We start from the raw sequence: 13,252 nt of genomic DNA, 5'->3' as shown, positions 1-13,252 counted from the left end.
TTTTTCATTATTATAAAATAGTAATTGCTTGTTTTCCCATTTGCTCCCAAGCTTTCTCAAATTCTGCTCGCGGAACAGCCAAACGTGGATTATTTTTAAGAGGATCATTTACATATACAAAGTTTTGATCATATCCAATTACTACTGCACTATGCTCATAATATGTAATTTTCACTTCGCCTGAACTCGTATTCCATGTTTCAAAACTACTTTCAGCTAGCGGCTTAAACGTCGTATTAATAATGACCCATACCGGAGAGCCTGAACTAATTACTTTATATATATCTTGCATGTCTCTACCTGTTAAATTAATTACTTTTTCAGGAACATATTTTTCTGCTAAATCAAAGATTGGTTTATTGTACACACCATATCCAGGCTCTGCCTTTGTATAAATATTTCCCACAAATCCCTCGTAAGGATTTCCACGCAAACCATTTTGTTCAAATGGAACACGATGAATTTCGCTAGCAAGTTGCATCTTATCTACTTGTACACCTTTATATTGCAGCAACATAGCTAAACTTGTCACTTCACATCCTCGAGGTAATTCTGGTAATTGTTTAATAAACGGAACATCTTCAATCATAGCTGCTTCTTTCATTTCAGATAGAAATTCTAGGCGTAGAACTTGCGCCTTTTGCATGATTTTATCTTTCCCTATAAAAAACGCAGCAGCAATTATAATCCCAAAAACAAAAAGATATTTTAACTTTTTCATTATAAACAAAACTCCATTAATTATTATTTTACAGATACAACTCTTATCATTGTACCCTTCTTCTTACTAGTTTGCTAGAAAGATCATGTGAATTATCGCTCATAGAATGAATTATAAAAATTCTAATTATTTTTAATAAAAAGAAAAATAAATATACATTTCCAGAATATTTTGCTAAAATCAAAATTGTTAACATAGTGAAGATATCACCATGTTAACAAACATTCTTAGAGTATTTAGTCATAGTTCGTTTTTTTACATACTCCATTCATTTCATAGCAAATAAACCGAGTGTGTGTTGCATCCCCCACTAATGATTAAAAACTCAGAATAAAACGAAGTTCACACATTCAAGAAAATACGGGGTGAGGGCATATGAATCAACAAATTGAACAAACAGATTTAAAACGAACAATGAAAAGTAGACACCTATTTATGATTGCACTCGGCGGTGTTATCGGAACCGGGCTATTTATGGGATCTGGTCAAATTGTCCATAATGCCGGACCTGGTGGTGCTATTCTTGCATTTTTAGTCGGTGGATTTGTTATGTATTTAACGATGTTATGTCTTGGTGAATTATCCGTTGCTATGCCAGAAGCAGGTTCATTCCAAAGTTATGCAAGCAAATTCATTTCACCTGGTTTTGGATTTGTTGTTGGTTGGATGTATTGGTTAAATTGGGCTGTTACAGTTGGCGTGGAGTTAACAACTGTAAGTATTTTAATGAAACGCTGGTTTCCAGACGTTTCTTCCTGGATTTGGTGCGTTACATTTGCAGCAGCACTCTTCCTTGTAAACGCTTTATCAGCAAAAGCATATGCAGAAGCAGAGTTTTGGTTCGCAAGTGTAAAAGTCGCGACAATTGTTATTTTCATCGTGCTTGGTGGTGCTGTTATGTTCGGTCTACTAGACTTCAATGGAAAGCCAGCTCCAATGCTTCATAATTTCACTGAAAATGGTGGGCTATTTCCAAACGGTACATTAGCTGTTCTTCTTACGATGATTACAGTAAATTACTCCTTCCAAGGAACAGAATTAATTGGAATCGCTTCAGGAGAAAGTGAAAATCCTGAAAAAACAATTCCAAAAGCAATAAAAAATACAATTTGGCGAACTCTCTTCTTCTTCGTCTTAGCGATATCAGTTGTTGTAGGTTTACTCCCATGGCAAGAGGCTAATCTAGTCGAAAGTCCCTTTGTACTTGTATTTGATGTAGCCGGTGTCCCATATGCAGCAGACATTATGAACTTTGTTATTATTACAGCTGTATTATCCGTTGCTAACTCTGGTCTATACGCAAATTCTCGTATGCTGTGGGCGATGGCAAAACAAGGAATGGCAAGTCCAGCATTTACGAAATTAACTAAAAAAGGTGTACCGCTAAATGCATTAATTTTCAGCCTAATTTTCGCTAGCCTGTCCTTACTAACAAGTGTATTTGCGGCAGATACTGTCTTTCTAGTTTTAACATCTATTGCAGCAATGGCTGCCGTTGTAGTTTGGATGTCAATCGCCGCTTCACAGTTTTTCTTCCGTAGAAATTTCGTGAAAAATGGTGGCGACATAAATGATTTAAAATATCGTACACCGCTCTATCCACTCGTTCCAATCGTAGCGTTCTCGCTCAATTTCATTACATTTGTTAGTTTGGCTTTCATTCCAGATCAAAGAATTGCTCTTTATTGCGGCATTCCATTTATGATTATTTGTTACATTTTATACCAAGTTAAATATAAAAAAATTGTCACACTTGAACAGCCACGAACTGTCACACAAGAAATAAACTAAATATACAAAATATTCAGCTATCTTTCTTATCATAAGATAGCTTTTTTCTATTTCTTGGATATCCTGGTATAACTTTATTTATCTTAAAATTTTCACAATCACGTTTTTCTCTGGAAAATAGTTTACAATGTAATCAAGTTACAAATGATATTCACCTTAAAAAGTGTGCATTTGTGTCTATTTTTTAACAATACATCAAAAACTATTGCCTTCTATAAATTAATAGGTTTATATTGTTTTATTGGCATAGTTTCAATCCAAGGAGAAAGGAGATTTTCAATCGTGCAACTAAAGAAAGCGTTTTGGAAGTTGGCTTCACTTCTTCCGTTATCATTACTTCTGTTCCTCGGTGGCTGTGATAAAAAACTCGCAGTATTAAATCCGCAAGGACCTGTTGCAAAAGCACAGTATGATTTAATTGTTTGGTCATTCTTGCTTATGTCATTAATTATCGCAATTGTATTCATTCTGTTTACAGTCATCTTGATTCGTTATCGTGAAAAACCAGAGAATATGGACTATGAGCCACCTGAACAACACGGTAACACATTACTAGAAATTATTTGGACGCTTGTTCCTGTTATTATCGTTATCGCATTATCGATTCCAACAGTAAAAGCAACTTATGCTTCGGAAGAGGTTCCGAAAGAGTCCGAACATATTAAACCAGTTGAAATTTATGTTACATCTGCAAACTGGAAATGGTTATTCAGTTACCCAGAGGAAAAAATTGAAACCGTTAACTATTTAAACATCCCAGCTGGTGTACCAATTCAATTCAAACTGACTTCTGTCGGCCCAATGAATGCTTTCTGGGTACCAGAACTTGGTGGTATGAAGTACACAATGGATGGCATGATTATGGATCTTTATTTACAAGCTGATAAGCCAGGTTCTTACCTAGGCCGTAGTGCGAACTTCTCTGGTGAAGGATTCACACACATGGAGTTCGAAGTTGAAGCAAAAACTAAAGAGAAATATGACAAGTGGGTTAAAGAAGTACAAGAAACTGCTCCTAAACTAACAGAAGCTAAGTACAACGAAATTGTTAAACCTGGTGTAGTTGGTCGTATGACATTCTCTAGTCACCACTTAAGTTATGTAGATCCAAAATCACTTGAATATTGTGATTACAACTACTACAAAAACAAAAAATAATAGCTATTATTCCAACAGATTGGAGTGAACACAGTGAAGCTTGATGAATTCTTTGTCACAGGTGACCCGATTATTTACGGTGCAGACGCTTCTATCGTTCTTGTGACATTAGCAATCATTTTCGTACTAACAAAGTATAAAAAATGGAAATGGCTTTGGGACGAATGGTTAACAACTGTTGACCATAAAAAAATCGGAGCTATGTATATTATTTCTGCGGTTATCATGTTATTCCGTGGTGGTATGGATGGTTTAATGATCCGTGCACAATTAACATTCCCAGAAACAACTTATTTAAACGCTGAACACTATAACGGGATCTTTACAACACATGGTACAGTAATGATTCTTTTCATGGCAATGCCATTCGTTATGGGATTAATGAACCTTGTAGTACCATTACAAATTGGTGCTCGTGACGTTGCATATCCGTTCTTAAATGCTTTAAGTTTCTGGTTATTCTTTGTCGGAGCAATGTTATTCAACATCGCTTTCGTAATCGGTGGTTCTCCAGACGCTGGGTGGACTTCTTACTTCCCAATGGCAGGTACAGAGTTTACTTCAGGCGTAGGAAATAACTACTACGCAATTGCATTACAGATTTCAGGTCTCGGTACGCTAATGACCGGTATTAACTTCCTTGTTACTATCTTAAAAATGCGTACACCTGGTATGACTTTAATGAGAATGCCAATGTTTACTTGGTCAATCTTAATTACAACAATTATCATTATTTTCGCTTTCCCAGTATTAACAGTTGCTCTTGCATTAATGACATTTGACCGTCTATTCGATGCTCACTTCTTTACGATGGCGAGCGGCGGTATGCCGATGTTATGGGCCAACCTGTTCTGGGTATGGGGTCACCCTGAAGTATATATCGTTATTTTACCGGCATTCGGTATTTTCTCTGAAATCATTAGTACATTCTCACGTAAGCGTCTATTCGGTTACAGTGCGATGGTATACTCAATGGTTGCAATTTCTTTACTAAGTTTCGTCGTATGGCTTCACCACTTCTTCACGATGGGTGCAGGTCCAGCGGTTAACTCATTCTTCTCGATTTCGACAATGGCGATTTCGATTCCAACCGGGGTTAAGATCTTTAACTGGTTGTTTACACTGTATAAAGGACGTATTCGTTTTACAGTTCCAATGCTTTGGTCATTGGCATTTATTCCAAACTTCGTAGTCGGTGGGGTTACAGGGGTTATGCTTGGAATGGCAGCAGCTGATTATCAATACCATAACAGCTACTTCCTAATCGCTCACTTCCACTACGTATTAATCGCAGGTACAGTATTCGCTATGCTTGCTGGATTCACATTCTGGTATCCAAAAATGACTGGTCATATGTTAAATGAACGCCTAGGTAAATGGACATTCTGGATCTTTATGAGCGGATTCAACATCTGTTTCTTCCCAATGTACTTCTTAGGTTTAGACGGTATGACTCGTCGTATGTACACTTACTCTGAAAGTCTTGGATGGGGATGGCTAAACCAAATCGCATCTGTTGGTGCGGTAATGATGGGTATCGGCTTCCTACTTCTTTGCTACAACGTAATTTGGAGTGCACGTCACGGTGAACGTGACACAACTGGAGATCCATGGGATGGTCGTACACTTGAATGGGCAACTCACTCTCCTGTACAACATTACAACTTCGCGAAGCTTCCTGAAATTAAAGAAGCTGATGCTTTCTGGTACATGAAAAAACGCGGAGAAACAGTTACACCAGCAGCAGAAGATATCAAACCAATTCACATGCCAAGTAACTCTGGTGTGCCTATTATTGCGTCTGGATTCTTCGGTCTTGCAGGTTTCGCATTAGTATTTAGCTGGTTCTGGCTTGCAGCAATCGGTGGAGTTGGTATTTTAGCTTGCTTAATCTATCGTTCATTCGATTATGATGAAGGTTACTATATCAGTGTTGATGAAATTAAAAAAACAGAACATATAGCATGAGAGGTGAAATGACATGGCGGCTTTAGATAAAAGCTTACCTTTGGAATATCAATCCGAACAAAGCAGATTGAATATCCTAGGATTCTGGATTTTTCTTGGGGCTGAAATTATGCTGTTCGCAACACTTTTCGCCTCTTATCTAGTCCTTGCTGGTCGTACGGCAGATGGCCCAACACCAGCGCAACTGTTTGAACTTAAAACGCTTTTAATTCAAACATTACTACTTTTAACAAGTAGTTTCACATGTGGTATCGTAATTCACGAAATGCGTAAGCACAACCAAAAAGCGATGCTTGGATGGTTCGTCCTTACATTACTTTTAGGTGCAGGTTTCCTATTCTTCGAGATTGAAGAATTCATTATGTATATTGGTGAAGGTGCAACAATTCAAACAAGTGCCTTCTTATCTGGATTCTTCGTTCTTCTTGGAACGCATGGAGCCCACGTAACAGGCGGTATCATTTGGGCAATTTGTGTTATTATCCAAATTTTAAAACGAGGTTTAACACCAGTTACAGCTCGTAAAGTATTCATTATCAGCTTATACTGGCATTTCCTCGATCTTGTTTGGGTCTTTATTTACACACTAGTTTACTTGAACGGGATGGTGGCGTAAATGGGTCAAAATAACAACCAAGCAAACGGACATGCGCATAGCGGATTCCCTTGGTCACACGTTTTCGGATTTATTTTATCGCTTGCATTAACGTTCCTAGCGTTATACGTGGCACTTTACACAACATTGCCACTTTCAACAGTCCTAACAACTATTATCATAATGGCTGTTGCGCAAGCGTTGTTACAATTAATTATGTTCATGCATTTAAAAGAAGGAGAAGGAAGAGTTCAAATTCTTACAATGATATACAGTTTCTTCGTTGCAACTGCAACAGTTGGTTTAACTGTATGGATTTTCTTCTCTATGTAATGTACATGAAAAAGACTGCTGAGATTCCTCAGCAGTCTTTTTTTATCCCCCCTATTACATCCACATTACGGAATTAACAGCATAATCATGAAAAATATACTTATTATGACAAATGTTAAGAAAAGTCTTTCTTTATGAAATCGAATCCATATGCGTTGCTTTTCTACCTATTATATGGCTAAATAGGTACTATATTTATTTGAAGGGAGAGAACGCAATGGAACATCATACTTCTGTTCTATCACTTATGGTTGTCGTTGCAATCGCGTTTTTCGTTCCCCTTTTGTTACAACGCTTTAAATTAAAAGCACTTCCTGTGGTCGTTGCAGAAATTATTGCAGGAATCTTTGTAGGTAAAAGTGGGTTTAATATTATTGAGCCAGATATATGGCTTCAAGTTTTATCAACATTAGGATTTATCTTCCTTATGTTCTTAAGCGGTTTAGAAATTGATTTTTCTATCTTTAAACAAAAAGGGAAAAAGAATACGACAAACGAGCCAAATACATTTCAAGCAGCAAGCATTATCTTCTTATTTATTTTCATCTTGTCTTATGCCCTATCATTACTATTCGTATGGCTAGGATTCGTAGATAATGCAATGTTCATGACTTTAATTATTTCAACTATTTCTTTAGGTGTTGTTGTACCAACATTAAAAGAGAACAACCTAGGAAAAACTGCAATCGGACAAATCATTTTATTAGTTGCTGTTATTGCAGACTTAGTTACAATGATTTTACTCGCTGTTTTTGTCGGATTAAATTCCGAAAGCGGTCAGAGTATGTGGCTCTTACTTATTCTATTCGGTGCCGGTATTGTCATTTACTTTATTGCAAAACGCTTTAAAAACATTCCATACTTAGATAGTTTAAAAGCTGGTAGTGTACAAATTGATACACGAGCTGTTTTTGCACTCATTTTAATCTTAGTTGGGTTATCGGAATCTGTTGGAGCAGAAAATATTTTAGGCGCCTTCTTAGCAGGTGTACTGGTATCGTTATTATCACCAAATGAAGATATGGTGGAAAAACTTGATTCTATCGGCTATGGTTTCTTCATCCCTATTTTCTTCGTAATGGTTGGTGTAAATCTAGAGGTGTGGTCTATTTTCAAAGAACCTTCTAGCATGCTAATGATTCCAATCTTAATTGTAGGACTCTTTATTTCGAAACTCTTACCATCACTCGTCTTAAGAAAATGGTATCCACGTAATATCGTACTTGGAAGTGCAATCTTATTAACATCGACACTTTCTCTAGTTATTGCGGCTGCACAAATTGGTGAAAAACTGGAGATCATCAGTCCAAGTTTATCTGCCTCTCTTATTTTAAGCGCAGTTATTACTTGTATTTTTGCACCTATATTGTTTAAAAAAATGTTCCCAAAAGTAGAAACACCAAAACCAAAAGTAGCTATTATTGGCGCGAGCAGAATTACCCTTCCGTTATCACTAGATTTAAAACGAGAAGATTATGACGTAACGCTATATATGATGCGTCAAAACAAAATAAATGATGAAGAAGCGAAATCACATGACTTCCCTATCGTGAAATTAGATGACATCACAATCGCATCATTAACTGAACAAACAGCATTTGATGCAGATCGCGTCGTTGTTGCAACAAGCGATGATGAACAAAACTTATTATTGGCAGAACATGCAAAAGAGCTAGGTGTTGAACATGTTATTGCAAGTGTAGAAGATCCACTTCTACAAGAAAAAGCAACGCAAGAACATATCGCTGTATTCTCAACAATTAACTCTACACGTATTTTATTACGTGCACTTATTGATAAACCTAGTCTCGTTCGCTTAATTACAACAGCAAACGAAACAGTACGTGAAGTTGAACTGCGCAGCAATAAATATAACGGCGTTGCGCTTCGCCGCCTCCCGTTTTTAGGTGATGTACTTGTCATTCAAATCTACCGCGGTAACAAAGCATTAATACCACATGGTGATACAAGACTACAACACGGTGACACATTACTTGTAACAGGTTCAAAAGAACATATCGATACACTAAAAAACATATTAGAGTAAAAAAATGCCCCTCACATAATTGAGGGGCATTTTTTTAACTTTATATGGTAAAATGTTACTATCACATATTATGAGGATGGATCACATTATGTCTATTGTAACTTTAGCTCTTTTATTATTAGCAGAAATACTCGTTGCCATTATTCTCATCGGTGTTAGTATTGAGATTTGTAGTTACGGATGGAAAAAATCGAATGGAATAAAATATTCTTGCCTCCTACTTTCACTCCTTCTCGGAACTGCTAGCATACTCGGACTTCTCGCCGCACCTGCTTATTTCTTTATACAATTAACAGAAAAAGCCTTATAAGAAAGGATGTTAATATGATTATCGTGAAAAATATTGAGGGATCCGAAACTTACGTATTACGTCAAAAAATTTTACGCCCCAATCAAACATTAGCAGATTGTAAATATCCTTCCGATTATGAAACAGACACCTTCCACTTAGGCGCATTTATAAACGATGAACTAATTAGTATCGCTTCCTTCTCAAAAGAAATATATCCTGACCTACCAGCCGGTATTCATTATCGTCTACGAGGAATGGCCACATTACCTGAGTTTCGAAACAACCACGCTGGAAGCTCCTTAATTCAGAATGCAAAACAAATCTTACAAGAGCGTCAAGCAAATATGTTATGGTGTAATGGCCGAATTACTGTAGCTGACTATTACAAGCGCTTAGGCTTTCAGGAACATGGTGAAATTTTTGAAATTGAACCAATTGGCCTTCATAAAGTTTTGTATAAAAAGATATAAGAAAAGCTTTCCTCAATACGGGAAAGCCTTTCTTATATTTCAATCTTCTCTTTTTATTTTTTTCATATATATGTATATAAACAAACTAGGAACTAAAAAACAAGCAAACATAATAAGTCCTGTCATACTAATTTCCTTTATCGAAATATCTGGTGTTACAACGATACAAATAGCTAAAATCCCAATAATAATACCCACTGGAATGAATAATAGCTTCATAAAATAACGACGCGACACTCCGCCCGTATGCTCATACACTTCCACTGAATTTTTCAGATTTAAAAAGTTAATAATTATTATCCCGCCCATAAATACCATTAATAAATCTGAAACACTTTCATATCCTGCCCCTTGCAAGACATAGCGGTAAAAGACGATAGCTAGTATGACGATGTTTTGTAAGATGAAAGCTAATCTAATATGTTTTAACCCTTCAATCATTAAACGTTCATCTTTCACGATTTTCATCCTACCACTCCTTTTCCTCCCAAAACAAATCATTCAACGTTTTATCTACTGCATAACAAATTTTTAAACATAAATCTAAAGATGGATTGTATTTCCCCTTCTCAATTAAACTAATCGTTTGCCTTGTAACGCCTACTATTTCTGCTAATTGTTGCTGTGTTAAATCTAACTGAACACGTGCGACTTTTATTTTACTTACAGCCATTCATGTTCCTCCTCTATCTATATTGTAACATATATATTCCATTAAGTAATTTATATTTTACGAAACCAATTAAGTTTTCATCTTATCCCAATTGGTGCGAGCTAATACACAGTGAGGATATCCCCTACTGCCCATAGTTTCACTTTATTATACACAAAAAGGGAGCCTCCCATAAGAAGGCCCTCTCCTATATTTATATTATAAGAATAAATGACATCCAAATAAGAATGCAAATAAGTATAGTAATGGATGTACTTCCATCCCTTTACCCTTCACAATTTTCAAGACTGGATATACTAAAAATCCAATTGCGATTCCATTTGCAATACTAGATGTTAACGGAATACCTATAAAAATTAAAAATGCTGGTAACGCATCTTCAAATTCATTCCAATTAATATCTCGAATGCTTTGTGCCATTAAACTACCTACTATAATTAATGAAGGAGCTGTAATAGCGGCTACACTTGATAAAGAAGCAATAACAGGACTAAAAAATGCCGTTATAATTGTTAGACCAACAACTACAATCCCTGTTAATCCAGTTTTACCACCTGCAGCAATACCTGCTGACGATTCAATCGTCGCTGCTGTTGGGCTTGTTCCAAAGATAGAACCTGTAGTCCCGCCAATTGCATCTGCAATAAACGCTTTACCAAAACGCTTCTCTGTATTGTCTGTAATTAAACCTGCTTGTTTAATTAAACCGAGTAATGCACCTGTTGTATCGAATAAAAGTACAAGTAAAAATGAAAATACAACGCCGTATAATCCGTATTCAATTACATCTGAAAAGGCATTGATTGGGTTTGAAACGATGATACCCTCTGGTAAATGAGGCATCGCCACAATTTTATCAGCAAACTTCAATTGCCCTGTAAAGAAGGCAATAATTCCTGTCACAATCATACTAATAAATAATGCACCGCTCACACGCAATGTCATTAATACCGCCGCTAATATTAAACCAATTAAAGTTAAAATAACAGCTGGAGAATGAAAATCACCAATCGTAACTAAATTAGACGGATGATCCACGATAATTCCAGAAAGGCGCAATCCAATAAAAGCAATAAATAGTCCAATTCCACCTGCAATTGCATGCTTTAAACTATCAGGAATTGCTAAAATTAACTTTTGCCTAAACGAAGTAAAAGATAATAAAAGAAAAATAATCCCCGTTACAAATACAGCTGAAAAGGCAACTACATATGTAATCCCTTCTGCCTTCTGTACAACAGAATAAGCAAAATATGCATTCATTCCCATAGCTGGAGCAATAACAATCGGGTAATTCGCGAAAATCGCCATACCTACTGTTCCAACAACGGTTGCAATAATTGTTGCTGTAAACGCTTGGTCAAATGGTACACCTGCATCAGATAATATTTTTGGATTGATGACAAGAATATACGCAAATGTAAAAAAAGTTGTGATGCCAGCTAAAAACTCTTGCTTCACAGAAGTGTTATATTTTTGTAATTGAAACATGCTTATGTACCCTTCCTACACCTGAATTATTATCACACATTCTTTTTCTTACTAGTATGTGAGAAAATATAATACTTAATCTTAACAATCAATAAAAAGAAGAGTCAATATATTCCCTAATAGTTCGAATTTTAAGTTTAAGTCTGACAATTACAGATGTAGTACAGTTCATTATGATTATTTTTGTAGCATAACAGATAGAAATGTTTTATAATTTGAAATAGTTAAATATTTAGCAAACACATTCAAATATCGTTCACTCTACAAGGGGGATTCTTCTTATGCAGCACACAAACAAATCTGGAACTTTAAATCGTGGTTTAAAAGAACGACATATTACTTTAATGTCACTGGGCTCAGCTATTGGCGTTGGGCTATTTTTAGGATCCGCTTCCGCCATTAAACTAGCAGGTCCTTCTATTTTACTAGGCTATATGATTGCCGGTCTCGTTATTTTTTTCATTATGCGAGCGCTTGGGGAAATGGCAATTGAACAACCTGTTGCTGGTTCTTTTAGTAAATATGCATATGATTATATTGGACCACTCGCTGGTTATATTACTGGTTGGAATTACTGGTTCTTATGGGTTGTTACTTGCATGGCTGAAATTACAGCAGCTGGTATTTATATGCAGTACTGGTTCCCAGATATCCCGCGCTGGACTTGGGCGTTACTTGCTCTATTGTTAATGAGCGCTTTTAACTTCTTATCGGTAAAAGAATTTGGAGAACTTGAGTTTTGGTTTGCTCTCATTAAAATTGTCACAATTATCTGTATGATAGTAGTCGGAGCTGGTATTATTTTATTCGGATTTGGAAACGGTGGTATCGCTACTGGTATTTCAAACCTTTGGTCACATGGTGGCTGGTTCCCAAATGGATTTTCTGGGTTACTACTCTCCATGCAGATGGTACTATTCGCTTATTTAGGCGTTGAATTAATCGGTGTTACAGCTGGTGAGGCTCAAAATCCGAAGAAAACACTCGCAAAGGCAATTGATAACGTATTTTGGAGAATTCTACTCTTTTACGTTGGGGCATTATTCGTTATGATGGCAATTTATCCATGGAACGAACTTGGTGAGAAAGGCAGTCCATTCGTATTAACATTCCAGCAAATTGGTATCGCAAAAGCAGCAGGTATTATTAACTTTGTCGTATTAACAGCAGCTCTTTCTTCTTGTAACGGTGGTTTATTTAGTACAGGCCGTATGCTATATACATTAGCTCAGCAGAAAAAAGCTCCTGAAAGATTTGGTCGTTTAAATAAAAATGGTATTCCAAGCCAAGGAATTGTAGCAACTGCTATCGTTTTACTCATTGGTGTTATATTAAACTATCTCGTACCTGCAAAGGTATTTACATGGCTTACTAGCATTTCAACTTTCGGCGCAATTTGGACTTGGGGCATTATATTAGTTGCTCAAATTAAATTCCGTAAAAGCTTGCCTACTCAAAATAAACAAAGGTTATCGTATAAAATGCCTTTATACCCATTAAGCTCATATTTCTCACTCGTTTTCCTTGTATTAGTATTAGGTATAATGGCGTATTCAGAAGATACACGAATTGCATTGATTGTTGGCCCAATTTGGCTTATCGGCTTAGCAATCGTATATTACATGAAAGGGTTTCATAAGATTGATGAAACACCTAACTCAAAAATTAGTTAAGCAAAACATCCCTTCCTTATTACTTGGAAGGGATGTTTTT

13 protein-coding genes are annotated in these 13,252 nt (G+C 36.3%); 9 read left to right on the top strand and 4 right to left on the bottom strand.

The window, feature by feature from the left end; translation table 11 throughout:
* Nucleotides 1–10: 10 nt before the first annotated feature.
* A complete protein-coding gene (locus ACTFRY_RS27175) occupies nt 11–721 on the bottom strand; it encodes a C39 family peptidase (protein ID WP_000734482.1) in 711 nt (236 codons plus the stop codon).
* A 375-nt stretch (nt 722–1,096) separates the two neighbouring features.
* On the opposite strand from ACTFRY_RS27175, the gene ACTFRY_RS27170 reads away from it, so the two are divergent.
* The 8 genes from ACTFRY_RS27170 (at nt 1,097) to ACTFRY_RS27135 (ending at nt 9,375) form a co-directional block, all read left to right on the top strand.
* The gene (locus tag ACTFRY_RS27170; RefSeq protein ID WP_098616434.1) at nt 1,097–2,512 is read left to right on the top strand and encodes an amino acid permease; all 1,416 of its coding nucleotides are present in this window, start codon (nt 1,097–1,099) and stop codon (nt 2,510–2,512) included.
* 282 nt (nt 2,513–2,794) lie between these two features.
* Complete coding sequence (locus ACTFRY_RS27165) at nt 2,795–3,670, top strand: cytochrome aa3 quinol oxidase subunit II (RefSeq protein ID WP_001176162.1); 876 nt, start codon at nt 2,795–2,797, stop codon at nt 3,668–3,670.
* Nucleotides 3,671–3,703: 33 nt separating this feature from the next.
* Nucleotides 3,704–5,638, top strand: a complete 1,935-nt coding sequence (qoxB, locus tag ACTFRY_RS27160; RefSeq protein ID WP_000762367.1) for a cytochrome aa3 quinol oxidase subunit I — start codon at nt 3,704–3,706, stop codon at nt 5,636–5,638.
* A 13-nt stretch (nt 5,639–5,651) separates the two neighbouring features.
* Nucleotides 5,652–6,254, top strand: coding sequence for a cytochrome aa3 quinol oxidase subunit III (qoxC, locus tag ACTFRY_RS27155; RefSeq protein WP_000729317.1), 603 nt, complete (start codon nt 5,652–5,654; stop codon nt 6,252–6,254).
* Nucleotides 6,255–6,566 (top strand): cytochrome aa3 quinol oxidase subunit IV, encoded by a 312-nt coding sequence (gene qoxD / locus ACTFRY_RS27150; protein ID WP_000531386.1) that lies wholly within the window; start codon nt 6,255–6,257, stop codon nt 6,564–6,566.
* A gap of 217 nt (nt 6,567–6,783) precedes the next feature.
* The gene (locus ACTFRY_RS27145; RefSeq protein WP_000399960.1) at nt 6,784–8,613 is read left to right on the top strand and encodes a monovalent cation:proton antiporter family protein; all 1,830 of its coding nucleotides are present in this window, start codon (nt 6,784–6,786) and stop codon (nt 8,611–8,613) included.
* Nucleotides 8,614–8,665: 52 nt separating this feature from the next.
* Entirely contained in the window at nt 8,666–8,923 is a 258-nt protein-coding gene (locus ACTFRY_RS27140) for a DUF4022 family protein (RefSeq protein WP_044129536.1), read from the top strand.
* Between the two features lie 14 nt (nt 8,924–8,937).
* Complete coding sequence (locus ACTFRY_RS27135; protein ID WP_000587683.1) at nt 8,938–9,375, top strand: GNAT family N-acetyltransferase; 438 nt, start codon at nt 8,938–8,940, stop codon at nt 9,373–9,375.
* Nucleotides 9,376–9,414: 39 nt separating this feature from the next.
* Here ACTFRY_RS27135 and ACTFRY_RS27130 read toward each other — a convergent pair whose 3' ends face one another.
* The 3 genes from ACTFRY_RS27130 to ACTFRY_RS27120 all read right to left on the bottom strand — a co-directional run bounded on the left by ACTFRY_RS27130 (nt 9,415) and on the right by ACTFRY_RS27120 (nt 11,539).
* Nucleotides 9,415–9,843, bottom strand: a complete 429-nt coding sequence (locus tag ACTFRY_RS27130) for a hypothetical protein (protein ID WP_000706629.1) — start codon at nt 9,841–9,843, stop codon at nt 9,415–9,417.
* Nucleotide 9,844: 1 nt separating this feature from the next.
* Nucleotides 9,845–10,048 carry a helix-turn-helix transcriptional regulator gene (locus ACTFRY_RS27125; RefSeq protein ID WP_098616435.1) on the bottom strand — a complete coding sequence of 68 codons (204 nt, stop codon included), beginning with the start codon at nt 10,046–10,048 and terminating at the stop codon, nt 9,845–9,847.
* A gap of 198 nt (nt 10,049–10,246) precedes the next feature.
* The gene (locus tag ACTFRY_RS27120; RefSeq protein ID WP_000487191.1) at nt 10,247–11,539 is read right to left on the bottom strand and encodes an NCS2 family permease; all 1,293 of its coding nucleotides are present in this window, start codon (nt 11,537–11,539) and stop codon (nt 10,247–10,249) included.
* A gap of 281 nt (nt 11,540–11,820) precedes the next feature.
* Between ACTFRY_RS27120 and ACTFRY_RS27115 the strand changes: the two genes are divergently transcribed.
* Nucleotides 11,821–13,212: an amino acid permease gene (locus ACTFRY_RS27115; protein WP_440032448.1), complete on the top strand. Its 1,392-nt coding sequence runs from the start codon at nt 11,821–11,823 to the stop codon at nt 13,210–13,212.
* The last annotated feature ends 40 nt before the right edge of the window (nt 13,213–13,252 follow it).

Source organism: Bacillus cereus group sp. MYBK195-1, assembly GCF_051916605.1.
Taxonomy (GTDB): domain Bacteria; phylum Bacillota; class Bacilli; order Bacillales; family Bacillaceae_G; genus Bacillus_A; species Bacillus_A cereus.
This window is presented reverse-complemented; position numbering and strand designations above follow the sequence as displayed.

Excerpts from the sequence above, each read along its gene's own strand:
- ACTFRY_RS27175 (WP_000734482.1), bottom strand. The coding sequence starts at position 721 with ATGAAAAAGTTAAAATATCTTTTTGTTTTTGGGATTATAATTGCTGCT.
- ACTFRY_RS27170 (WP_098616434.1), top strand. The coding sequence starts at position 1,097 with ATGAATCAACAAATTGAACAAACAGATTTAAAACGAACAATGAAAAGT.
- qoxC (WP_000729317.1), top strand. The coding sequence starts at position 5,652 with ATGGCGGCTTTAGATAAAAGCTTACCTTTGGAATATCAATCCGAACAA.
- qoxD (WP_000531386.1), top strand. The coding sequence starts at position 6,255 with ATGGGTCAAAATAACAACCAAGCAAACGGACATGCGCATAGCGGATTC.
- ACTFRY_RS27145 (WP_000399960.1), top strand. The coding sequence starts at position 6,784 with ATGGAACATCATACTTCTGTTCTATCACTTATGGTTGTCGTTGCAATC.
- ACTFRY_RS27140 (WP_044129536.1), top strand. The coding sequence starts at position 8,666 with ATGTTACTATCACATATTATGAGGATGGATCACATTATGTCTATTGTA.
- ACTFRY_RS27135 (WP_000587683.1), top strand. The coding sequence starts at position 8,938 with ATGATTATCGTGAAAAATATTGAGGGATCCGAAACTTACGTATTACGT.
- ACTFRY_RS27130 (WP_000706629.1), bottom strand. The coding sequence starts at position 9,843 with ATGAAAATCGTGAAAGATGAACGTTTAATGATTGAAGGGTTAAAACAT.
- ACTFRY_RS27125 (WP_098616435.1), bottom strand. The coding sequence starts at position 10,048 with ATGGCTGTAAGTAAAATAAAAGTCGCACGTGTTCAGTTAGATTTAACA.
- ACTFRY_RS27120 (WP_000487191.1), bottom strand. The coding sequence starts at position 11,539 with ATGTTTCAATTACAAAAATATAACACTTCTGTGAAGCAAGAGTTTTTA.
- ACTFRY_RS27115 (WP_440032448.1), top strand. The coding sequence starts at position 11,821 with ATGCAGCACACAAACAAATCTGGAACTTTAAATCGTGGTTTAAAAGAA.